22 protein-coding genes are annotated in these 20,277 nt (G+C 73.6%); 16 read left to right on the top strand and 6 right to left on the bottom strand.

Annotation, left to right across the window (positions count from 1 at the left end; translation table 11 throughout):
• Positions 1-194: 194 nt before the first annotated feature.
• The 6 genes from ACGF07_RS33970 (at position 195) to ACGF07_RS33945 (ending at position 4,382) form a co-directional block, all read left to right on the top strand.
• Complete coding sequence (locus ACGF07_RS33970) at positions 195-1,016, top strand: phytanoyl-CoA dioxygenase family protein (RefSeq protein ID WP_392905251.1); 822 nt, start codon at positions 195-197, stop codon at positions 1,014-1,016.
• A gap of 229 nt (positions 1,017-1,245) precedes the next feature.
• Positions 1,246-1,647, top strand: a complete 402-nt coding sequence (locus ACGF07_RS33965; protein ID WP_392905248.1) for a hypothetical protein — start codon at positions 1,246-1,248, stop codon at positions 1,645-1,647.
• Positions 1,648-1,919: 272 nt separating this feature from the next.
• Entirely contained in the window at positions 1,920-2,081 is a 162-nt protein-coding gene (locus tag ACGF07_RS33960; RefSeq protein WP_392905246.1) for a hypothetical protein, read from the top strand.
• Positions 2,078-2,947: a peptidoglycan-binding protein gene (locus ACGF07_RS33955; RefSeq protein ID WP_350750323.1), complete on the top strand. Its 870-nt coding sequence runs from the start codon at positions 2,078-2,080 to the stop codon at positions 2,945-2,947. The genes ACGF07_RS33960 and ACGF07_RS33955 overlap by 4 nt, the downstream gene beginning before the upstream one ends.
• Before the next feature lie 107 nt (positions 2,948-3,054).
• Positions 3,055-3,369 carry a hypothetical protein gene (locus tag ACGF07_RS33950; protein WP_392905243.1) on the top strand — a complete coding sequence of 105 codons (315 nt, stop codon included), beginning with the start codon at positions 3,055-3,057 and terminating at the stop codon, positions 3,367-3,369.
• Between the two features lie 308 nt (positions 3,370-3,677).
• Positions 3,678-4,382 carry a metal-dependent hydrolase gene (locus tag ACGF07_RS33945; protein WP_392905241.1) on the top strand — a complete coding sequence of 235 codons (705 nt, stop codon included), beginning with the start codon at positions 3,678-3,680 and terminating at the stop codon, positions 4,380-4,382.
• Positions 4,383-4,538: 156 nt separating this feature from the next.
• Here ACGF07_RS33945 and ACGF07_RS33940 read toward each other — a convergent pair whose 3' ends face one another.
• Entirely contained in the window at positions 4,539-5,417 is an 879-nt protein-coding gene (locus ACGF07_RS33940) for an alpha/beta fold hydrolase (RefSeq protein WP_392905238.1), read from the bottom strand.
• 109 nt (positions 5,418-5,526) lie between these two features.
• Between ACGF07_RS33940 and ACGF07_RS33935 the strand changes: the two genes are divergently transcribed.
• A complete protein-coding gene (locus tag ACGF07_RS33935) occupies positions 5,527-7,485 on the top strand; it encodes a BTAD domain-containing putative transcriptional regulator (protein ID WP_392905235.1) in 1,959 nt (652 codons plus the stop codon).
• An 83-nt stretch (positions 7,486-7,568) separates the two neighbouring features.
• Here the strand turns inward: ACGF07_RS33935 and ACGF07_RS33930 are convergent, their stop codons facing one another.
• Positions 7,569-7,859, bottom strand: coding sequence for a hypothetical protein (locus tag ACGF07_RS33930; protein ID WP_350743913.1), 291 nt, complete (start codon positions 7,857-7,859; stop codon positions 7,569-7,571).
• A gap of 138 nt (positions 7,860-7,997) precedes the next feature.
• The gene (locus ACGF07_RS33925) at positions 7,998-8,282 is read right to left on the bottom strand and encodes a hypothetical protein (RefSeq protein WP_392905233.1); all 285 of its coding nucleotides are present in this window, start codon (positions 8,280-8,282) and stop codon (positions 7,998-8,000) included.
• A 46-nt stretch (positions 8,283-8,328) separates the two neighbouring features.
• Here ACGF07_RS33925 and ACGF07_RS33920 point away from each other — a divergent pair, with 46 nt between their 5' ends.
• Positions 8,329-9,906 (top strand): hypothetical protein, encoded by a 1,578-nt coding sequence (locus tag ACGF07_RS33920; RefSeq protein WP_392905230.1) that lies wholly within the window; start codon positions 8,329-8,331, stop codon positions 9,904-9,906.
• Between the two features lie 145 nt (positions 9,907-10,051).
• On the opposite strand, the gene ACGF07_RS33915 is transcribed toward ACGF07_RS33920, so the two are convergent.
• On the bottom strand, positions 10,052-10,447 hold the full coding sequence (locus tag ACGF07_RS33915; RefSeq protein WP_392905227.1) for a cytochrome C oxidase subunit I: 396 nt from the start codon (positions 10,445-10,447) through the stop codon (positions 10,052-10,054).
• A complete protein-coding gene (ctaD, locus tag ACGF07_RS33910) occupies positions 10,440-12,173 on the bottom strand; it encodes a cytochrome c oxidase subunit I (protein WP_392905225.1) in 1,734 nt (577 codons plus the stop codon). The genes ACGF07_RS33915 and ctaD overlap by 8 nt, the downstream gene beginning before the upstream one ends.
• A gap of 263 nt (positions 12,174-12,436) precedes the next feature.
• Between ctaD and ACGF07_RS33905 the strand changes: the two genes are divergently transcribed.
• The 4 genes from ACGF07_RS33905 to ACGF07_RS33890 all read left to right on the top strand — a co-directional run bounded on the left by ACGF07_RS33905 (position 12,437) and on the right by ACGF07_RS33890 (position 15,379).
• Positions 12,437-12,880: a peptidase inhibitor family I36 protein gene (locus ACGF07_RS33905; protein ID WP_392905222.1), complete on the top strand. Its 444-nt coding sequence runs from the start codon at positions 12,437-12,439 to the stop codon at positions 12,878-12,880.
• Positions 12,881-13,082: 202 nt separating this feature from the next.
• Positions 13,083-13,739 (top strand): hypothetical protein, encoded by a 657-nt coding sequence (locus tag ACGF07_RS33900; RefSeq protein ID WP_392905220.1) that lies wholly within the window; start codon positions 13,083-13,085, stop codon positions 13,737-13,739.
• A 247-nt stretch (positions 13,740-13,986) separates the two neighbouring features.
• A complete protein-coding gene (locus ACGF07_RS33895) occupies positions 13,987-14,370 on the top strand; it encodes a hypothetical protein (RefSeq protein ID WP_392905217.1) in 384 nt (127 codons plus the stop codon).
• Positions 14,371-14,674: 304 nt separating this feature from the next.
• Entirely contained in the window at positions 14,675-15,379 is a 705-nt protein-coding gene (locus ACGF07_RS33890; protein WP_392905215.1) for a hypothetical protein, read from the top strand.
• A 144-nt stretch (positions 15,380-15,523) separates the two neighbouring features.
• Here the strand turns inward: ACGF07_RS33890 and ACGF07_RS33885 are convergent, their stop codons facing one another.
• The gene (locus tag ACGF07_RS33885) at positions 15,524-16,198 is read right to left on the bottom strand and encodes a VC0807 family protein (RefSeq protein WP_350743921.1); all 675 of its coding nucleotides are present in this window, start codon (positions 16,196-16,198) and stop codon (positions 15,524-15,526) included.
• A 315-nt stretch (positions 16,199-16,513) separates the two neighbouring features.
• Here ACGF07_RS33885 and ACGF07_RS33880 point away from each other — a divergent pair, with 315 nt between their 5' ends.
• From ACGF07_RS33880 to ACGF07_RS33865, 4 genes are read left to right on the top strand one after another with little or no spacing between them, the layout of a single operon-like run.
• Complete coding sequence (locus ACGF07_RS33880; protein WP_392905213.1) at positions 16,514-16,837, top strand: helix-turn-helix domain-containing protein; 324 nt, start codon at positions 16,514-16,516, stop codon at positions 16,835-16,837.
• 7 nt (positions 16,838-16,844) lie between these two features.
• A complete protein-coding gene (locus ACGF07_RS33875) occupies positions 16,845-19,121 on the top strand; it encodes a hypothetical protein (RefSeq protein WP_392905211.1) in 2,277 nt (758 codons plus the stop codon).
• Positions 19,118-19,825 (top strand): helix-turn-helix domain containing protein, encoded by a 708-nt coding sequence (locus tag ACGF07_RS33870; protein WP_392905209.1) that lies wholly within the window; start codon positions 19,118-19,120, stop codon positions 19,823-19,825. The genes ACGF07_RS33875 and ACGF07_RS33870 overlap by 4 nt, the downstream gene beginning before the upstream one ends.
• A complete protein-coding gene (locus ACGF07_RS33865; protein ID WP_350743925.1) occupies positions 19,822-20,256 on the top strand; it encodes a helix-turn-helix domain-containing protein in 435 nt (144 codons plus the stop codon). Before ACGF07_RS33870 ends, ACGF07_RS33865 begins: the two co-directional genes overlap by 4 nt.
• The last annotated feature ends 21 nt before the right edge of the window (positions 20,257-20,277 follow it).

Raw genomic sequence — 20,277 nt, 5'->3', positions numbered from 1 at the left:
GAGGTGCCCCCATCCTCCGCCTTGCGATGCACGCACCCCAACGCCGCCCCGCCCGCCCTCCGGGCGGACGACGGGGGTTTGAAGACGGGCCCTAGGGGCGACCGGGCGGGGCTGGAGGAGGGTCGCGGCCACCCGACAAAGACGGTGCGGGGAATGTCGGGTCGCCGGGTCGGGCATCGCCGCACGATGAGGACATGGATGACACGACCTTGGTTTCCCGTTTCCTGCGCGACGGCTTCGTGAAGTTGGAGGGCGCCGTTGCGCCGCGGGTGGCCGCGGACTGCGCGCGGTTGCTGTGGCGGGAGACAGACTGCGACCCGGACGACCCGTCGACGTGGACGCAGCCCGTGCACTGGGTGGGCGGCATGGCGCAGGGCCCGTTCGCCGCCGCACCCAACTCCCCGTCCCTGCACCACGCGTACGACCTGCTCGTGGGCGCGGGACGCTGGGAGCCGCGCTACTCGCTTGGCACGTTCCCGCTGCGCTTCCCGCACGAGGAGGAGCCGGCCGACGCGGGCTGGCACATCGAGGGGAGCTACCTGCCGGAGGGCGAGAGCTGGTACTTCGCCAACCTGCGCTCCCAGGGCCGGGCGCTGCTGATGCTGTTCCTGTTCAGTGAGGTCGGCGAGGAGGACGCCCCGACCCGGATCAGGGTGGGTTCGCACCTCGACGTGCCCAAGGTGCTGGAGCAGTACGGCGAGGACGGGGCGAGCGTGCTGACCCTCGCGCCCGACGTGGTGGCGGCGTCCGAGCACCGGCCACTCGCCCTCGCCACCGGTTCTCCGGGCGACGTCTTCCTGTGCCACCCGTTCCTGGTGCACGCCGCGCAACCGCACCACGGGGTCCGACCGCGCTTCATGGCCCAGCCGCCGCTGCTGCCGGCCGCGCCGTACGAACTGGAGCGGGCCGACGGAGCGTACTCGCCCGTGGAGATCGCGATCCGCCGGGGCCTGGGGCAGGACACCCCCGCCCCGGCCGGCCACGCCGGCCCGGGCCTGGGTCTGGACTGGTGGTGACGGCGGGCGCGGCCGCCGGGGGAGGCGGCCGCGCCCGCGGGCGCCGCGCGGAGGTGGTCGGCAACCTCCGCGCGGTGCCGGCCGCCTCCGCGCGGTGGCGAAGAACAGCACGAACAGAACGGAACAGGAATCGCGGCTGTCACTTGGCGCAACAGGGCTGCGCTTCCGCCGGCCAGTGCCCACACTTCTGCTGGGCCTCCGGTGGTCGGAGGCCGGGAGGGGGATCAGCATGACCATCGGAAAGCGGCTCGCGGCCGGAGCGGCGGCGCTCGGCCTCGCCGGTGCCGGCCTGGTGGCAGGAGCCGCGCCGGCGAGCGCGAACACGACCTGCGTCTACTACAGCACCACCCACGGGGCGACCGTGGGCATGTGCCTGAACACCTTCTCCGACCGGTCCGGCGGCTACCTGCACTGGACGGTCGACACGTCCCGCGCGACCACGGACGAGCGGCTGTACTTCACGCTCCAGAGCGGCGGCGGCTGTTCCAACAGCGGCGACTGGAACGACTACCAGACGCACAGCGGCGACGTGTGGCTGTTCTGCGACACGCCCCTGCGCGGCACCTCCTACTCCACCGAGAGCGGGAGGAACAGCAGCGGCGGCACCCACTACACCGGCTGGATCTACTGACGGCGACACGCCACCGGCCGCACCTGACGGCCCCCGCCGACCCGTCGGCGGGGGCCGTCACCATGCCCGGCCGGATCCGCCCGCACCCGAGCCCCCGTCAGCCTTCGTCAGGCCCCCGTCAGGCCCCCGTCGGGCCCCCGTCGGGAACCCGACGTCGGCCGGGCCGCCTTCCCACCCGCTTGGGTCGGCTCCCCGCCCCGGCCCCGGGGGCGGCTGTCCTCCGAGTGGCCGATCCCACCGCCGTCCCTCCGGCGTGGGGAGGGGACACGGCCGTGAGGACCGGGTCCCGCCTGGTACGGATCGTCCGGATCAGCCCGTCGGACACCTCGGACGAGCCCGTCGAGCCCGTCGAGCCCGTCGAGCACCGAACGTCGACGGTGACCCGCCCCGACCTGACCGACGGATCACCACGGACCCCGGAGAACCACCTGTGAGCACCCTCCTCCCCACCCGGCGCCGGTTGTCGCAGAGCCTGGCCCTGGCAGCGCTGCTGGCGGGCGTCGGCGCGTACGCCGTCGCGGCCCCACCCGCCACGGCCGCGCCCACCCCGCCACCCGCCGGGGCGGCCGCCGCCCCCGGCACCGTGGACCTGCGCACCCAGTGCGGCGACCTGCGCACCGGCGCCGGCGGCGCGTGCGTCACGACCCTGCAGACGATCCTCGACACGTTCGGCGCGGGCCTCACCGTGGACGGGCAGTTCGGGCCGGCCACCGACACGGCCGTGCGCAACTTCCAGGCCTTCCACGCCCTGCCCGTCAACGGGGTCGTCGACACGGCCACCAAGAACGCCCTGTACGGCAGTACGCCCACCCCGCCGCCCAGCGGCCCCGTCGACCCCGCCAGGGTCCTGGACGCCGCCAAGTCCTACCTGGGCGTCCCGTACGTGTGGGGCGGCGGCCACTCGCTGCGCGGCGAGGGCCCCGGCCCCTCGCTCGGCACCTGCGAGGGCTACACCGGCCCGATCCAGCCCTGCCCGGCCGACACCACCGCCGGACTGGACTGCTCCGGCCTGGTCCGCGCGGCCTACTGGTTCGGCGCCGGCCTCGACCTCGCCCACGGCGGCGACACCGACCAGCAGACCCTCGACAGGCACCTCACCCCGATCACGGAGTCCCAGCGCCGCCCCGGCGACCTCGAGTACTTCGGAACGGGCGCGCACACCACCACCCACGCCGTCCTCTACGCCGGCACCGACCCCGCCACCGGCACGGACATGATGTACGAGGCCAAGGAGACGGGCACCACCGTCCACTACACCGGCCTGCGCACCGGCGGCTTCTGGTACCACGTCACGGCCTGAGGGCCCGGGCGCCCGCGCGGGCGACGGCGGCCGCCACCGCGCGACGCTCCCGTGCGAACACCCGGGCTCCGAGGTTTCCGACGCCGCGCGCCGGTGACACGTAGGACATGGGCAGCTACGTGATCACCGTTCCAGGAACAGTCCGTCACCCGGTGGGGGAGGAGGCACGCCGCACCCTGCTGGCCGTCGTGCACGGCGCGGACCCGGAGGAGGCCGGCACAGAGGTACCCGACCTCGACGTCCTGACCCTGGACGAACCGGAGGGCACCTTCGTGCTGCGCCTGGAGGTCGAGGCCCCCGACCACACCGCCGCCGGTGAAACGGCGCTGGGCCTGGCCCGGCGGGCTTTCACCGCCGCCGGGTACGAGGAGGACGCGGTGAGCATCGGCACCCCGGTGGTCACCGGCATCGACGTCGGCTGACCCGCTCCGGATCCGGGCCGTCCTGCCCGCCGCGCGCAGGACGGCTCCGGCCGCCCCGGGGGCGTGCCCACGAGGGCGTGCCCTCGACGGCGCGCGGACAGCGGTGACCGGCCATCCCGCGCGCCAACGCCGGTCACCTTCAGGCTAGTTGACCGCCGAGACCGGCCTCCCGACGCCGGCCGCCCCCGCTCCCCGGAGCGGCGGGAATGGGCGGGCAGGCGCGGGGTAGCAGACGGATCTCCGCCCGGCCCGGTGCCGGGCGGGCGGCGTCCGGAGGGGGCGGCCGAAAGGGAGGGCAGGGGGGCGTCATGCTGGGCCAGTCACACGCGATCAGCGGAGCACTGGTCTACGCCGCGACGGCGCCGGTCCTGCCGCAGGCACTGTTCGGCACGACACCGCGGCCGGGCGAGGTCCTGATCGGCACGCTGCTGTGCGCCGGGGCCGCGCTACTGCCCGACCTCGACCACCACGACGCGACACCCGCCCACCTGCTGGGCCCCCTGTCGAGGGGCCTGTGCCGCCTGGTGGCCCGGCTGTGCGGAGGCCACCGCCACGCCACCCACTCCCTGGTGTTCGCGGCGCTCACGAGCTGGGGCACCTGGGCGGGAGTCACCCGCCTCGGCGAGGGCTTCACCCTCGGTACGACCTTCGTCCTCCTCGCGCTCGCGGTGCGGGCCCTGCACCTGCACCCGCCCGGCCACGGACCGACGGCCTGGCTGACCTCCGTCGGCCTGGCCGGCGCGGGGACGGCGACGGTGGCCGCGCGGTTCGCCGACATCGCCACCTGGCTGCCGTACACCGTCGGCCTCGGGGCGCTCACCCACCTGCTCGGCGACTGCCTCACCCGCCGGGGCGCACCCCTGCTCTGGCCGTACCGCAGGCGCTTCGAACTGGTGCTGATCCGGCGGACCGGCGGGAAGCTGGAGACCCGGTTCTTCGTACCCGTGATGACGGTGGCCACCTTCGCGGCCCTGTGGTTCGCGGTCTTCGCCCCGCTGCTGACCGAGAGCTGACCACCCTCAGCGGCCGGACGCCGCGACGGCCGCACCCCCGGGCATATCCCCGCCCCCGCCGGGCCCGCGCCCACGGACCGGGCCGAAGCGCGGGGCTGCAACCCGTACCCGATCCCGCCGCTGCCGGGTGCCCGGCAGCGGCGGGGGCGGGAAGCCTCAGCGGGCCAACAGCTCCCGGATCGCCGCCACGATCTCGCCGGGCGCCTCCTCGGCCATGAAGTGCCCCGCCCGGGTCAGCCGGTGGTCCAGGTCCGGCGCCCACGCCCGCCACACCGCGGCGGCGTCGTAGCCCAACTGCGTGCCCCAGTCCTGCTGGACGACGGTCACCGGCATGGCCAGCTGCGAGCCCGCGTCCAGGTCCGCCTGGTCGTGGAGGACGTCGATCCCCGCCGAGGCCCGGTAGTCCGCGACGATCGACGTCACCGCCGCGGCGCTCGCCCGCAGGTACTCGGCGCGCACCTCCTCGGGCACGGCGCTCGCGTCGCCGGCCCAGGCGTCCAGGAACGAGCCGAAGAAGGCGTCCGCACTGTTGGCGATCAACGTCTCCGGCAGGCCCGGCGGCTGCGCCATCAGGAAGAGGTGGTAGCCCACCGCCGCCGAGACGCCGTGCAGCACGTTCCACATGTCGAGCGTCGGCACGATGTCGAGGATGCCCAGGTGGGTGACGGCCTCCGGGTGGTCCAACCCCGCCCGGAAGGCCACCAGGGCGCCCCGGTCGTGGCCGACGAGGGCGAAGCGCTCGTGGCCCAGCGCCGCCGCCAGGGCCACGACGTCGGCGGCCATGGTGCGCTTGGCGTACACCTCGGGGCCGGTGGCCGGCGGCTTGTCGCTGGCGCCGTAGCCCCGCAGGTCGGGACAGATCACCGTGTGCTCGCCGGCGAGCCGCTCCGCCACGTGCCGCCACATCAGGTGGGTCTGGGGGAAGCCGTGCAACAGCACGACCGGGCTGCCCTGGCCGCCGACAGCGGCGGCCAGCTCCACACCGTCCGCACCGGGCAGGCGGGTGAGATCGAAGCCGGGAATGGTGAGCGTCATGAAGGCCGTCCTTCGCATCGGGGGCTGACCGGACCAGCGTGGACGAAGGCGATCAGCAGCCGATCAGTACGGCTGGGCGCAGCCGGCCCCGGCCACGGAGGATGGGGGCATGCGAATCGACGTACTCGGCGCCGTGCGGGCCCTGCGCGACGACGGCAGCCCGGTCGACCTTGGCGGACCCCGCCACCGCGAGGTACTCGCCCGGCTCGTGGCCGCCGAGGGACGGATGGTCACCACCGACACCCTCGTCGACGACCTGTGGACCGACCCACCGGTCCGCGCCGTGGGCGCCGTGCGCACCTTCGTCGCCGCACTGCGCCGCGCCCTCGAACCCGACCGGCCGCCCCGCGACCCGCCGCGCGTGATCGTCACCGAAGGCCCCGGCTACGCGCTGCGCCTGCCGCGCGAGGACGTGGACGTCCACCGCTTCCAGGACGCCGTGGCCCGCGCCCGACGCCACCCCCACACGGCCACCGGCCCCGACGCGGCGGCCGACCTCGACGCCGCACTCGCCGCCTGGCGCGGCCCCGCCTACGCCGACGTGCCCGCCTCCGCCTGGGCGCAGCGGGAGCGGACCCGGCTGGAGGAACTGCGACTGGAAGGGGTGGAACTGCGCGCCCGCATCCTCCTCGACTCCGGGCAAGGAGGCGACCTCGTCGCCGAACTCGGCGCCCACGTCGCCGAACACCCCTGGCGCGAGCCGGCCTGGGCCCTGCTGGCCCGCGCGCTCCACCGCGCGGGTCGCCAGGCCGACGCACTGGCCACCCTGCGCCGAGCCCGCACCATGCTGGTCGACCGGCTCGGACTCGACCCGAGCGCCGAACTCCAGCGCCTGGAGACGGACATCCTCAACGGCTGCACACCACTCGACGCCGCACGCACCGCCTGGAGCGCCCCCGGTGTCCGCCTCGGTCCGCGCACCACCGTGGACCTGGCCCGCACCCTCGCCCTGGCCGGCGGCGACGCCCTCGTCCACGCGCGGCGCGAGCGCCTCGCCGCGATCCAGGCGGCGGAACGCACCGCGGACGCCCACCTGGTCGCCCGGATCATCGGCGCCTACGACGTGCCCGCCCTGTGGAGCCGGGCCGACGACCCCGACCAGTCCCGCGCCGTCGTGGCGGCCGCCGAGCGCACGCTCACCGCACTCGGACCCGACGGCCCCGCCGACCTGTCCGCCCGCCTCCTGGCCACGATCGCCGTCGAGAGCCGCAGCGCCGACCTGACCGCGACCGAGTCCAGGCGCGCCCAGCAGGCGTCACGACAGGCCGAAGAGCTGGCACGGCGCCTGGCCGACCCCGCACTCCTGGCCTTCGCCCTCAACGGCACGTTCCTGCAGACCTTCACCCGCCCCGGGCTCGCGACGCAACGCGACGGCATCGGCACCGAGATCCTCGACCTCGCCACCCGCCACGAACTGCCGAACTTCGCCGTACTCGGCCGCCTCATCCGCCTGCAGTGCGCCTCGGCCCTCGGCGACCTCGACACCGCGACCGCGCACGCCGAAGCCGCCGAACGACTCGCCGCCACCACCGAGGCACCCCTCGTCCCCGTCCTCACCGGATGGTTCCGCGCCCGAGCCACGGCCGCCCGCAGCACCGAACCCGGCGGACCGACCGCCGCCACGGCCGCCGCCCACTACCGCGCCGCCGAGAACGCCCTCCGGACAGCCGGAATGCCCGGGCTGCACCGCGGCCTGTTCCCGCTCGCTCTCCTGGGCCTGCGCCTGCTGCACGACCGGCCCGCACCCACCGACCCGCACCTTGACTGGGGCCCGTACCGGCCGTGGGCCCGCCCCCACGTCCTGCTCGCCCAAGGCCGCGTCGAGGAGGCCCGCACCGCCCTCGCCGCCGTGCCCGAACCAGCGCACGACCACCTCCAGGAGGCCATGTGGTGCCTCACCGCCCGCGCCGCCGTACGCCTCGGCGAACGCGACATCGCCGCACACGCCGCATCCTGCCTCCGCGATGCCGGCCCGGAACACGCCGGCGCCGCCAGCGGCATGCTGACCCTGGGCCCGGTGGCGCGCTACCTCGCAGAGGCGCGCGCCTGCGTCGCCGAAACGGGGTAGCCGACAGCACCCCGCCGGACCCCGAGCCCGCCCGCGCCGCCCGTTCGCCGCGCCCCGCGCCGCCGCTCTGATCGGCCGGCAGGCTAGTCCACGCGCCGCAGCCAGTTGGCCGCGATGTGGCCCACGAGCAGATAGACCACCGCGGGAATGCCGTAGTTGAGCAGGGTCCGCAGCCACCCCTGGGACGGCGTGAACAGGTCGTGCGCCCAGGTGGACAGCCAGTCGGCCGCCTCGTGGACCCAATGCGCCAAGTCGTTCGAAGGATTGGCGTTCAGCACGTACAGGACGATCCACAGCCCCAGGATCCCCGCGACGATGTCGGCGAGGACCATGACCGCGCGGGCCGTCTCCACTCCTCGGTATCTGCCAGTCATGCCCGACGTGTAGCCCGTATCGGCGCGAGCAAACCGACCGAGACACCAATCGCATTGCCCGGCAACGGGGTTGGACCGAAGCGTGGCGAAGGGGGCCGATCGTCCGGCCCGAGCGATCCCGTCGCCCCGTCGGGGCCGTCACCGGCTGACCGCCCGGGCGGCTGCCGGCTCACCGCGCCGTCGCGCGGCCGGGCCGCCCGTACGCCGCCTGGCGTCGGTCCAACTCTGGATCACCGCGCGGCGGTCGGCGCTGTCCTGGGGGAAGAGCGCGGTCGCCAGTCCGAGCAGGGTCGTGCAGACGATGGCGAGGGCGGCACACCACCAGGGCGCCCCGGCGAGGACCGGCACGGTCCCGGCGGCCTGGACCAGTGCCGGGGGCGGGGAGGTCGGGCGCCGGCGGCGCCCCGATGTCGGCTGAGTCATGGTCAACACCCAATCCGGCCAGCTCACTTGCGGACAGGGGCAAGAGTTGTCGAAGCTTGGGCAACTCGAATTCCTGGGAGTGACGGTGGGGCACAACGATCCTGGCAGCAGCCTGTCCGGGGCGGACCTCGAGCTGGCGGAGGCGCTCAAGTGCTGGTCCGGAAAGCTCAGGGACGTCGGGTTGCTGCAGCGGGACCAGGCCGAGCGGCTCGGCTGGTCGGAGGAGAAGTACAGCAAGTTCCTCAACGGCAGGCTGCGGATCACCGCTCCCCGGCAGATGCTGCCCGGCTTCCTCGCGATGGTCGCGGAGAAGCTGGGCGAGCCGTCGGAGGCCGCAGCGCGGGCGGACCTGGAGAAACTGGCGCAGGCCGCTCATGCCGCGCGTCCCCTGGCATGGGTGGCGGATGAGCTGGCGCGGTTGAGGACCGAGATCGCCCAGGTGCGGGACGACCGTGCCGCCGCCGAGGTCCAGCGGCGGCTGGCTGCGGCGGTCGAGGCTCTGGCGCGGACCGAGGCCACGCTGGCGGGACACGGAGAGCAGCTCGCGGAGGACCAGTGGGAGCTGGGGGCGCTGCGGTGGGAGGTGGCCGAGCTTCGGGCGCGGGCGGCGAGTGCCGTCTCCGTCCGGTACCGGGCCGGCCGGGACGTCAACGCGCCGGTCACGTACTACAACGGCCCCGGCAGCGGCCCGGGGCGCCGGATCACGCCCGCCCGGGCGGTCGGCGGCGCTGCCCTGGCGCTGGCGCTCGTGGCGGCCGTGGTGGTGGGCCGACACTGGTACGGCAGCCGGACCGCGGTGGACGACGCAGCGCTCCAGCGCCAGGCGGAGAAGTCCGTCGACCAGCGGACCGTCCCGTTCCAGGTGCTGGTGGACGGCCCGGACCTGCGTCGCCACGGTGTGTGGACCTTCGTGCTGGACCGGCCGCTGACCAGGGCGGAGCAGGCGGGGCTCGCTCGGTTCAAACCGGAGGACCTCGCCCGGGTGCGCGCTTACCTGGAACCGCTGGGAGCCCGGCTGCTGCCCGAGGGCGATCCGCCCAAGGTCTGGGCCGATACCCGGGATCCGGCCCTGAAGGCGATCGAGAAGTGGGAGAAGCAGGGCATGGTGGGGGATGACACCTACCGGCTGCACTTCACCAGCGACCGTTCCTCCTCGGTGACCGTCGAGAACATCGGGATCACCGACGTCTCCTGCAGCCCCAGTCGGGCCGTCAGCTCCGTGCGGGCCCCGTCGGCGGGCCAGAGCGGCGTGCCGAACGTCTTCCTGTCGGCGGCCCTACCGCCCGGCACCCCCGCCGTCGAGCTGGACGACCAAGGGGGCGCCGTCAACACGGACTACTTCGCCCACCACAAGCTCGACCTCGGTCAGGCCACCACGCCCGGGGACATCGCCGTCCAGGTCGGCGGCATCGCCGGGCAGGTCTGCTCCTGGGCCTTCCAGGTCGACTACCTGACCCCCGAGGGGAAGTTCACCGCGAGGGTGGACGACCGCGGCAAGCCGTTCACGGTCGAGGCCCTGCCGGCCCACCTGGCACAGCGGACCCTGTACGACCTGGGTGGGGCGAGCCACCCCGCCCACTGGGCGGACTGTGCCGCGGAGCCCACCCTGTGCGGCCCGGCCTGATGACCCGGCCGAGCCCGGGCTCGGCGGTTCGGTGGCTCGGTGGACACGGCCGGCCGGGCGAGGGGGTGAGGGGCTGGGCCCGCCCGCAGGATCCGGCGGACGGGCCCAGCCCCTCAGAACGCGCGACCGGTCCTCGCAGGCGCCCTCACCCGTGGGGGTGCAGGACGGTGTACGCGGCCGTGGAGACCGCGACGGCCGTGACGGTGAGTGCGGTCACCGTGCAGCGTGTGCGCAGCTGGTGGTAGCGGGCTTCGTACTGGGCGCGGACGGCGGTGATGTGGCTGCGCAGGTGTTCGAGTTGCCGGCGGGTGTTCTGCAGGTCGGTGTGGATGTAGTGGTGTTCGACCTCGTCGGCCTGGGCGGTGGTGAGCCAGGGCAGCAGGCGGGTGAAGGCGCGGGCGGCCCGGGCGGCCCGCGCCTTCTCGGCCTGCCAGTACAGGTAGCCCTCCATCTGCCGGGTGCCCCGGTCGGCTTCGTCGCCCGCTGCGGCCGCGGCACCGAACGGCAGCAGGCGGCGGGCCCGGGGTCGGGGGTCAACCATCGGTGGAGTGCCCGCGCTCGTCGCTGCTGACGAGGGTGCCGCCCTGGCGGCCGGCGTCCTGCAGTTCGTCGGGGACCTCGGGGTGGTGGAGGTTGAAGGCGGGGGACTCCGAGCGGATCCGGGGCAGGGTCACGAAGTTGTGCCGCGGCGGCGGGCAGGAGGTCGCCCACTCCAGGGAGCGGCCCCAGCCCCACGGGTCGTCCTCGGCCACCTTCTCGCCGTACACGGCGGTCTTCCAGACGTTGTAGAGGAACGGCAGGATCGACAGGCCGAGCACGAAGGACCCGATGGTGGAGACGGTGTTCAGGGTGGTGAAGCCGTCCGCGGCCAGGTAGTCGGCGTAGCGGCGGGGCATGCCCTGGGCGCCGAGCCAGTGTTGCACCAGGAAGGTGGTGTGGAAGCCGATGAACAGCGTCCAGAAGCACATGCGGCCGAGGCGCTCGTCCAGCATCTTGCCGGTCATCTTCGGCCACCAGAAGTGGAAGCCGGCGAACATCGCGAAGACGACGGTGCCGAAGACCACGTAGTGGAAGTGGGCGACGACGAAGTACGAGTCCGAGACGTGGAAGTCGATCGGCGGGGAGGCCAGCAGGATGCCGGTGAGGCCGCCGAAGAGGAAGGTGACGAGGAAGCCGACCGTCCACAGCATCGGTGTCTCGAAGCTCAGCGAGCCCTTCCACATGGTGCCGATCCAGTTGAAGAACTTCACGCCGGTCGGGACCGCGATCAGGAAGGTCATGAACGAGAAGAACGGCAGCAGCACCCGTCCGGTGACGAACATGTGGTGCGCCCACACCGTGACCGAGAGGCCGGCGATGGCGATGGTCGCGGCGATGAGGCCGCTGTAGCCGAACACCGGTTTGCGGGAGAAGACCGGGATGACCTCGGTGATGATGCCGAAGAACGGCAGCGCGATGATGTACACCTCGGGGTGGCCGAAGAACCAGAACAGGTGCTGCCACAGGAGGGGGCCCCCGTTGGCGGGGTCGAACACGTGGGCGCCGAACTTGCGGTCGGCCTCCAGCGCGAGCAGCGCGGCGGCCAGGCAGGGGAAGGCCAGCAGGACCAGCACCGAGGTCAGCAGGACGTTCCAGACGAAGATCGACATCCGGAACATCGTCATGCCCGGAGCGCGCATGCAGATGATCGTGGTGATGAAGTTGACCGCGCCGAGGATGGTGCCGAAGCCGGAGAACGCCAGGCCCATGATCCACATGTCGCCGGACACCCACGGACTGTGGGTGCCGTCCGACAGGGGCGTGTAGGCGAACCAGCCGAAGTCGGCGGCCCCGTTGGGGGTGAGGAAGCCGGACATGGCGATGAGGGAGCCGAACAGGTAGAGCCAGTAGGCGAACATGTTCAGCCGGGGGAAGGCGACGTCCGGCGCGCCGATCTGCAGCGGCATGATCCAGTTCGCGAAGCCGGCGAACAGCGGCGTGGCGAACATGAGCAGCATCGCGGTGCCGTGCATGGTGAACAGCTGGTTGTACTGCTCGGTCGACAGGAGTTGCAGGCCGGGCCGGGCGAGCTCGGCGCGGATCAGCAGCGCCATCAAGCCGGCCGCGAGGAAGAAGCAGAACGACGTGATCAGGTAGAGGCTCCCGATCTTCTTGTGATCGGTCGTCGTCAGCCAGTCCACGATCACCCTGCCGCGCCTGGCCCAGCTCCGCTCGGGGACGGGCGGGCTGGGGGCGGGCGGGACGACGTCGTCGGTGAGGATGGTCATGCGGGCTCCATTCCGAAGCGGACAGCCCCCATCCCTACCAGTAGTCGACCCGACACGCTGCGCGACGCTCGCGCGTGTCGCCCGGGTGATCCGGGCAGCCCGCCGGACCCCGGGCGGGGGAGCGGCCCGGGGGGTGCGCATGCGAACCGCGAACGGCGGCGGGGCCCAGGGCTCTGCGGCCGTTACCGCTGTACGAGGCAGTTCGTTGATGAGGACGATCACTCTTCTGCCCGTGAGTCGGCGATGCTTTGGAGCGCAAGTTGGTGAGGAAGAGATTGCGTGCGCTGCTGGTGCCCGTGGTCGCCGGGGCTGCCATGGCGCTGCCGGTCTCCACGGTCCATGCGGCGGACGGGTACGACCGGTGCCCTGCCGGTTACTACTGCCTGTTCTCGGGCCTGGACGGCACCGGCGACATGATCAGGCTGACGGCGAGCGCGCCGGACCTCGCGGTGCTCGGCATGAACGACCGGGCGAAGTCGGACTGGAACCGGACCGCGTCGACCATCCACCTGTGGTCCGACGCGAACTACACCGGCTGCACGGTGGTCACTTCCAGCGGGCCGACCGGCAAGGGCAACTTCTTCCCGGACTACCGGGACTTCTTCAGCTCGGTGCAGTTCGACGGCCCGGGCGGCCCGAGCTGCGACACCCCGCCCGGCGATCGAGGCGTTCGGCCGCCGGCATCGGTGTCCCGGCCCGAGCGGTGACGGGCAGCGCGTGACCAGGAAGTAGCGGGACGGCCCGCCTCCACGGCGTCGGCCTGCACACCGCCGCGGCGCCCGCCGCCACCCGGACCCGCCCGACCGGGCAGGTGGGGACTGCTCGGTGCGCTGCCGAGGCGCTGGGCCGGCGTGTCGGTGCCACGGTCTATGCTCCCCGGCAACTACGACGTCGGGAAGTGATCATCAAATGTCCTACGAGGAAGACGAGTACGCGTTCATGCCTGCGCTGGGCAAGGCCCTGGCCGATCCGTCCGAGCGCGTGCGGACCCTGGACGGCTGGCGGATCGAGCGGCTCGGTCTGATCCAGGGGGCCGGGGGCGACGGCGCGATCTACGACCCGCTGGGGCCGGAGGCCGGGGGCTTCCCGATGCGGCCCGGTGGTACGCCGGTCTACTCGATCGCCCGGGAGAGCGCACCCGGCAGCCCGGTGGCGGTCCTGGTCCACCCCGGCGACAGCGTCCCGGTCCGGACGCAGGACTGGGGCGACCGCGTGGCGACCCCGTCCGGCGTGGCCGTGGTGCACGCGACCCCCCGCAGGTCCTGGATCGAGCCGGGGATGGGGATCCTCAAGCGCGCCTGGGCCACCCTGCACGCGCGCGCCGCCGAGGACGGCAGCTGGAGGCTGGAGAACCTCCGCGAGATGCTCGAGCGTGCCTCGGTGGACCCGGCGGACTGGCCGGTGGAGCCGGTCGAGGGCGACTTCGCGAACGGCTGGCTGATGATCCCGGACGAGGACGGCACCGGCACCGTGCTGGGCGTCCTGGCCAATCCGGACGGCTCCAACACGACCGAGTGCCTGGACGCCGAGGGCGAGACGGTGGCGATCCTGCTCCTTCTCGAATAGGGGCGAATCGCGCCCGGTCACCCGGGCCCTTCCGGCTCCTCTGAGCGCTCTTCGAGCCGGCATCCCGCTCCACGCCCCGGCCGAGGCCTCCGAAGCGCTGTCCCGCCGCCCGCTGCCCGCCGCCCGGCGGCGGCCCGGCGGCGAGCGGTCCGCCGCCGCCCGCCCCACCGGATGCACCAGGCCGTGCGGAGTGGTCGACTCGAGACGACGGGAAGTCCCGGGGGCCGTCACCGAGAGGAGCCGAGCGATGCCGAAGGTATCCAAGCAGTCCGCGACGAATGTCCAGGAGTTCGGTCCCGTGACCGACCGCCGCGAGGAGATGAACGGCTACACCGTCGAATTCGTCTCCTCCGCGGCGGACGCCGACCTGGACGGGCCGCTGCAGTCGCTGCCCGACGGAAGGTGCCAGTGCCCGCACTGGGGCTACGTCATCGCCGGGCGCATGCGCTTCGCCTTCGCCGACCACGAGGAGGTGTACGAGGCCGGCGACGCGTTCTACCAGCCGCCGGGCCACCGGCCGTACGTCGACGCCGGGACGGAGCTGCTGCAGTTCAGCCCCACCGACGCGCTCGCCCGCACCGAGCAGGCCATCACCGACTGGATGGGCCGCCAACAGGGCGGCACGCCCTAGCCGCCCGTCCGCCGCGTCCTGCCGCCCCGACCTCGGTCCACCCGGGGGTGGCCCGGCGGCCGGGCGATCGGGCGGGCCCGCGGCCCGCGCCTGACCGGCCGGACACTCCCGTACGGGCCGGGCAGGCCGCCTGACGCGCGGTCATCGTGCCGTCTTCCCCCCTGCCCCCTGCCCTCCTGCCCGCCGCCGGCGCCAGGGCGGCTGATGGCCGGATGGACCACGGGTGTCTCCAATGAAAGGATCATCCCCGTCCTGTTCGTCGGCGCACCTGCCAGTCACGCCACGCACACTTCCGGGGGGAACCATGACGACGCGCACCCGCACACTGTCCGCTGCCGCGGCCCTGGCCGGGGCGGCGGTACTGCTGCTCGCCGGATGCAGCAAGGAAGTGCCCGCCCTGAGGTTCGGCTCCGCGCAGCCATCGGGGAACCGGCTCACCGCGCAGCCGCCGTCGGGCCGCTCGCTTCCCCTGGCCCAATGGCCGCACGGCTGCGAGGTGTTGAGCGACGCCGAGATCAAGGCGATCCTTCCGCAAGCCGACGCCATCAAGCGACAGTCGGTCAAGGTCACCATCATCAACTTCAACCCGCTGACCGAGGCGGACCCCGGCACGACGGGCGATGTGCCCGACGCCGGCTGCAAGTTCAGCTTCGGCCTGCCCGACAAGTCCGACAGCACCAGCAACAGCAGCATCAAACTCACCTTCACCGCTGTCGCCGACCCCAAGCTCGTCGCGAAGAACTACGCCGACGACCTGGCCCACGGCCGCGACGACGCGACCAAGTACCACAAGGAGTTCGAGGACCTCGGCACCTCACTGGGCCCGCAGGGCTGCTACGCCGAGGACCTCGCCAGCGGCAACCTGACCTGCCACCAGGGACCGTACGAGTTCGAGGTGAGCGGCTCCTCCACGGCCGGCGGAGTGGGGGAATACCCGAAAGCGGACCGGAACTGGAGCGACAAGGTGCTGCGCCAGGTGGTCCGCACCCTCAGCGCGCGCATGCCGTGACGGCGGCGCCGACTCGGACCGCTCGGCCTTCGGCCGGTCGCCGGCAACGGGCGGCCGGCCGTTCACGGCGCCTGGCCCGGCACGCGCTGCCTCCCCCGCCCCCGAACCCGCTGCCGGCCGGCCGGGGACGCCCCGGACGCGCGCTCAGCCGTCCACCGAGCGCCCGGGCGCGCCCGACGTCAGCCGCCACAACCCGGCCACCTCGTAGTAGACGCCGTTCACCACCTGCAACAGCAGCAGCGTGACCGGCCACAGCAGCGCGCCGAGGCCGGGCACCAGATCCACCGGCAGCACGTAGGCCATGACCACCCGCACGACGGCGTCGAGCAGCATCGCCACACCCCAGATCGCGGTCGACACCCGCCAGATCCGCCGGAAGGCCGGCTCGCGCTCCCACAGCACGTCCCAGGACGTGCCGTCGGAGCGGAACCGCCCCTCCAGGAAGGGGCGGCCGCCGTGGAAGAGCAGCGGACGCCTGGCCCTGATCGAGATCAGGAACCAGAGCCCGGCCACGCCGGTCAGCCAACCGTCCTTCGCCAGCAGGAACCGAGGGCTGCCGCTGACCAGCGCGGCCGCGACGCCCAGCAGCATGGTCCCGGCGACGAAGCCCGCCATGCCCTCCAGGCTGCGGGTGCGCCACCACTGCACCGCCGTGGTGACCGCCGGCAGGAGGGCGCCGGCGAGCAGTGCGACGAAGACACTCGCTCCGGCGGCGCGCAGGCCGTAGTACAACGCGATCGGGACCGCGACGTCCCGGAGGACACCGAGCAGCAGACGCCGCCCGCTCGGTCGCGCCGCAGCCCCGGAGGTCGTCACCATCGGCGCCTTCGTGCGGTCATGACGTCCTCCGGGTCACGAGAAGGGCCAGAGCGGGCGATCCCACCGACACAGCCGTCCGCCCTCGGCCGGGACGACCACGCCGGCGGTGAGCGACTCCACCGCCGAGGTGGCGACCAGACTACGCCGCCGTGTGCCGCTTCCGTACCGGTCTCCCGACCTCCGGACGGGCCTTGCCGCTCAGGCCCGGGCACGGGGCACCTCATCGCAATGAGGTCATCGTGAGGCGCACATGCGGCGGAAGATGCTGCGTTGAAAACGGCGTTCTGCGATACCTTCCTCGACAGGAGGTGTGTGATGTCCGAGATCTTCGCGGCGGTGGACGCGCTGCTGGCCAAGGCCCGGGAGGGCGGTGACCTGCCGGAACCCGCTGAGCGGGAGCGGCTGCGCAAGGCGGCCGGCCTGACCCAGGTCGAGGTGGCCGATGCCCTGAGGACCCGGCGGGAGACGTTCGCGAAGTGGGAGGCCGGCACCGCGCAGCCGCGGTCGCCGAAGCGCGGCGCGTACGCGTTCCTACTCGCGGGCCTGGCCGACATCCACGGCACCCAGGGCCCCGACGGCTGGCTCACCCTCGCCCGCCGGGCCCGCCCCCTGGACACCGGCACCGCGGACGGGGAGTGACGGCCTGATGGACCGCAAGACGTACACCGCCGAACTCGCCGCTCTGCGCCAGCTGCGCACCGAGATCACGGCCGCCGAGAAGCAGGTCGCCGCCGCGCAGAAGGAGCTGGACAAGCTCAACCAGCAGCGCGCACGCCGGGTTGCCGGGCTCGCGGGGTACGAAGGCGCCCAGGCGCCGGCCGTCGCGAAGGCCTCCGGGCTGTCGGTCGGCGACGTGGTGCGGATCGCCCCGCTGCTGGACCCGACCCCGGCCGCCGTCCGCGCCGCCAAGGCCGACGACCGGGCCGCCGCCGCTGCTGCGGCGCCCGCTCCGGCCCCGGAGGCCGCGCCGGCCGAGGAGCCCGCCGCCGCGGTCGCACCGGTGCTGACCCGCCCGGCCCCCGTACCCGAGCAGCCGGCCCCGACCCCGGCTCCGGTCGACGTCGAGGACCACCGGGTCGAGGTCGTCGCCGAGCAGCCCGCGCCGGCCGAGCCCGCCGTTCCCGCCCCGGCGGCCCTGGCTGCGCCGGCGGCCCAGGCGGCCCCGGCGGCCCAGGCGGCCCCGGTCGTCCCGGCCGCTGCCGCGTCACGTCCGGTGGCTGAGGCCGGGCCGCGTGAGCTGCCCAGCCTCCCGGAGGGGCCGGCCGGTGCCCGGTTCGAGGCCGTGACCACCGGCCTGGTCTCCAAACGCCCCAACTTCACGCAGCAGGCCCGCTCGACGGTGTTCCTGGACGCCGCGACCGGCGACCTCGCGGTCCGCGACCGTGTGGTCCGGCTCGACCTCGGCACCCGCACCCCGGGCGAGATCCTGGACGCGGTCCTGCACACCGCGCCCGGTACCGAGCGGATCTACATCACGGCCGGCGCCCCCTGGCACGACGGCGCCGAGCGCTACTCCACCCTCAAGGACGCGGTCGCCGCCTGGCTGAACACGCCCTCGGAGCGGTGGACCACCGCCGTCGGCGCCGGCCGCGACAAGCTCGCCGGGCACTTCGTCCACCAGCGCCAGCCCGTCGGCCGCTACGCGCCCACCACCGCGCCGGACGGGCCGGTGACGGAGATCCGCTCCATGGGGGAGTGGTTCGACCCGGACGGCGCCGACGTCACCACCTGCCGGGACGCGTTCCGGCTGCTGTGGCAGGCGCTGCGCCGGCACTGGGACGACGCCGTGCTGATGGGCTCGCCGTCGCAGACCGGCCGGGACCTGTGGTCGCGCACCATCCCGACCACCGGCGAGTGGGCCGGGGGCTACCCGGTGCTGTCCGAGGAGTTGCGCGGGCTGCTGCACGCGACCGGCGGCCAGGGCCGCACCGAGCTGATCCTGCCCCCGCGCGTGCCGGAGCAACTGCCCGCGCTGGTGGAGTACGACCGCACCTTCGCCTACGCCAAGCACCTGTGGAAGTCCCCGGTGGGCACCCCGCGCCGGATCACCGCGGCCGCGTTCGCGGCGATGACCGAGCAGGAACAGATCAAGGCACTGATGTCCTGTTCGCACTGGAACGTGCGCGTGACCGTCCCGGCCGGCTGGAACCACGTCGGCCTCCTCCCGGCCCCGGTCACCGGTGACCGCGCCTGGGTCTACCCCTCGGAGCCCGGCGCCACCTTCACCACCTGGGCAGGCGGCGCGGAAGTCCACCTGGCGCTGTCCAACCACTTGATGCCGTGGAAGGTCGAGATCCTCGGCGGCCTGCTCTTCGAGGACGGCAAGCCGCTCGACGAGTGGGGCAAGCGCCTCAAGTCGGCCTGGGCGGACCTGACCAACCTCTCCACCCTCCACGGCGACGAGCGCCAGCGCACCGCCGCCTACCTCGCCTCCCGCGCCGTCCGCTCCGTGCTGCTGTTCGGCCTCGGCGGCTTCGCACAGCGCCCGCGCCTGGTCTCCGGCACCACACCCATCGGCGAGGCGCTCCCGGCCGGGGTGGAGATCCTCGGCCAGGACAGCGAGGTGGTCACCTGGCAGCGGCAGGCCGGCTTCTCCCGCGACCCGTACGCCCACCCGGAGTGGGCGGCGTACGTGTGGTCGGGGGCCCGGGCGGCGCTGCTGGACATGAAGTACCGGCAGGGCAAGGAGGTCATCGCCCACGCCGGGGCGCTGCACGCGCGGCCGGGCACGGTCGTGTACTTCGGCACCGACGGCATCGCCCTGACCGAGCGCCAGCCCTGGCCCTACCGGGGCGAGCCGGGCGACTACCTCCTCAAGGGCCACCTCACCGGCCCCGTCGAGCACCCGACCAGCCAGGAGCAGTACCTCAAGCTGCGCGCCCTGGGCCGCGCCGAACTCGCCGAGAAGGGAAGTGACCAGTGAGCCCGGCCGACCCGACCCACCCCAATGAGGCCGCCCGCCTGACCCAGCAACTGCTGGACGAGGGCTACACCAAACGCCAGGTCGCCAAGATCCTCGGCCGCGACGCGAGCCTGGTGTCGCAGTTCTTCACCAAGGGCAAGGGCGCGGCGTTCGTTGCCGCGCTGCGCCAGGTCGTGCGGGCCGTGCGTGGAGGCGAGCGCGACGTCGAGGCGCTCGGAGCCGTGGCCCAGGAGAACGTGGAGCGGCGCCGTACGAGGACCGGGCAGAAGGCGCGGGTGCGGGGTAAGGACGTCGTCGGTGAGGCGGGCGGCTCCATGGCCGGCCGCGCCGGAAAGCAGGCCATCCGCTCCGGCGCCTCCCACCTCGCCCCCGTGGTGCACGAAACCGGCCAGGCCGGCGGCCGCCTCGCCTTCACCGTCCGGATGAAGGCCGACCAGTACACGATGTCGGCCGGCTCCACCGAGGACTCCCCGGGCCTGCGCCGCGGCTTCGTCCCCCGCGCGGACGGCACCGAGGAGCGCACCTACGGCTCCGCCTCCACCGGCGGGTTCGACGCCGCCGAGTGGTCCCAGCGCGTCGCCGACCACCACGGCGACGTCACCGAGGCCATGAAGGCCTGGCTGGTGGAGACCGGCCGCGCCGTCGAGGACGCCGACATCGCCTACCTCGAAGTCCGCGCCTGGGTACCCGAGGAGCACCGATGAACACCGAACGAGTCTCCCAACGCCGCAGCCCTGTCGAGCGGGAAGAGCTGCGCCGTCAGGCCATCGAGCTGGAGGACAGCGGCCACACGGTCAGCCAGATCGCCTGGAACCTGCGCATCTCACCCAGCACCGCCCGCCGGCTCCTCACCACCGCAACCCGCGACCCCCACGCACCGGACCCCGACCGCCCCACCTGGTTCACCGGCCCGGACGAACAACTCGCGCTGCTGCGCCGTGCCGCCCAGGCCCGCGGCGTCGTCCTGGACCTCGCCGTGGCGCCAGGGGAGGAGGACGCGCAGGAGCTGACCGACGAGCTCGCCGACATCCTCCTCGCCGAGGGTGGCTTCACTGCCGACTGGGAGATCACGAAGTTCGGCGACATGGTCGAGCGCCTCATCGACGCCCTCAACCAGTACGCCCAGCCGGACTGACCCGCCCCGCGCTGCCTTCCG

The sequence above is a fragment of the Kitasatospora sp. NPDC048194 genome (genome assembly GCF_043202455.1).
Classification (GTDB): Bacteria; Actinomycetota; Actinomycetes; order Streptomycetales; family Streptomycetaceae; genus Kitasatospora.
The sequence above is the reverse complement of the archived record's forward strand: the minus strand, read 5'-3'. Positions and strand labels throughout refer to the sequence as shown.

What these genes read in the sequence shown, in the direction of transcription:
- ACGF07_RS33970 (WP_392905251.1), top strand. Translation starts at nt 195, where the DNA reads ATGGATGACACGACCTTGGTTTCCCGTTTCCTGCGCGACGGCTTCGTG.
- ACGF07_RS33965 (WP_392905248.1), top strand. Translation starts at nt 1,246, where the DNA reads ATGACCATCGGAAAGCGGCTCGCGGCCGGAGCGGCGGCGCTCGGCCTC.
- ACGF07_RS33950 (WP_392905243.1), top strand. Translation starts at nt 3,055, where the DNA reads ATGGGCAGCTACGTGATCACCGTTCCAGGAACAGTCCGTCACCCGGTG.
- ACGF07_RS33945 (WP_392905241.1), top strand. Translation starts at nt 3,678, where the DNA reads ATGCTGGGCCAGTCACACGCGATCAGCGGAGCACTGGTCTACGCCGCG.
- ACGF07_RS33940 (WP_392905238.1), bottom strand. Translation starts at nt 5,417, where the DNA reads ATGACGCTCACCATTCCCGGCTTCGATCTCACCCGCCTGCCCGGTGCG.
- ACGF07_RS33935 (WP_392905235.1), top strand. Translation starts at nt 5,527, where the DNA reads ATGCGAATCGACGTACTCGGCGCCGTGCGGGCCCTGCGCGACGACGGC.
- ACGF07_RS33930 (WP_350743913.1), bottom strand. Translation starts at nt 7,859, where the DNA reads ATGACTGGCAGATACCGAGGAGTGGAGACGGCCCGCGCGGTCATGGTC.
- ACGF07_RS33925 (WP_392905233.1), bottom strand. Translation starts at nt 8,282, where the DNA reads ATGACTCAGCCGACATCGGGGCGCCGCCGGCGCCCGACCTCCCCGCCC.
- ACGF07_RS33915 (WP_392905227.1), bottom strand. Translation starts at nt 10,447, where the DNA reads ATGGTTGACCCCCGACCCCGGGCCCGCCGCCTGCTGCCGTTCGGTGCC.
- ctaD (WP_392905225.1), bottom strand. Translation starts at nt 12,173, where the DNA reads ATGACCATCCTCACCGACGACGTCGTCCCGCCCGCCCCCAGCCCGCCC.
- ACGF07_RS33900 (WP_392905220.1), top strand. Translation starts at nt 13,083, where the DNA reads ATGTCCTACGAGGAAGACGAGTACGCGTTCATGCCTGCGCTGGGCAAG.
- ACGF07_RS33895 (WP_392905217.1), top strand. Translation starts at nt 13,987, where the DNA reads ATGCCGAAGGTATCCAAGCAGTCCGCGACGAATGTCCAGGAGTTCGGT.
- ACGF07_RS33890 (WP_392905215.1), top strand. Translation starts at nt 14,675, where the DNA reads ATGACGACGCGCACCCGCACACTGTCCGCTGCCGCGGCCCTGGCCGGG.
- ACGF07_RS33885 (WP_350743921.1), bottom strand. Translation starts at nt 16,198, where the DNA reads ATGGTGACGACCTCCGGGGCTGCGGCGCGACCGAGCGGGCGGCGTCTG.
- ACGF07_RS33880 (WP_392905213.1), top strand. Translation starts at nt 16,514, where the DNA reads ATGTCCGAGATCTTCGCGGCGGTGGACGCGCTGCTGGCCAAGGCCCGG.
- ACGF07_RS33875 (WP_392905211.1), top strand. Translation starts at nt 16,845, where the DNA reads ATGGACCGCAAGACGTACACCGCCGAACTCGCCGCTCTGCGCCAGCTG.
- ACGF07_RS33865 (WP_350743925.1), top strand. Translation starts at nt 19,822, where the DNA reads ATGAACACCGAACGAGTCTCCCAACGCCGCAGCCCTGTCGAGCGGGAA.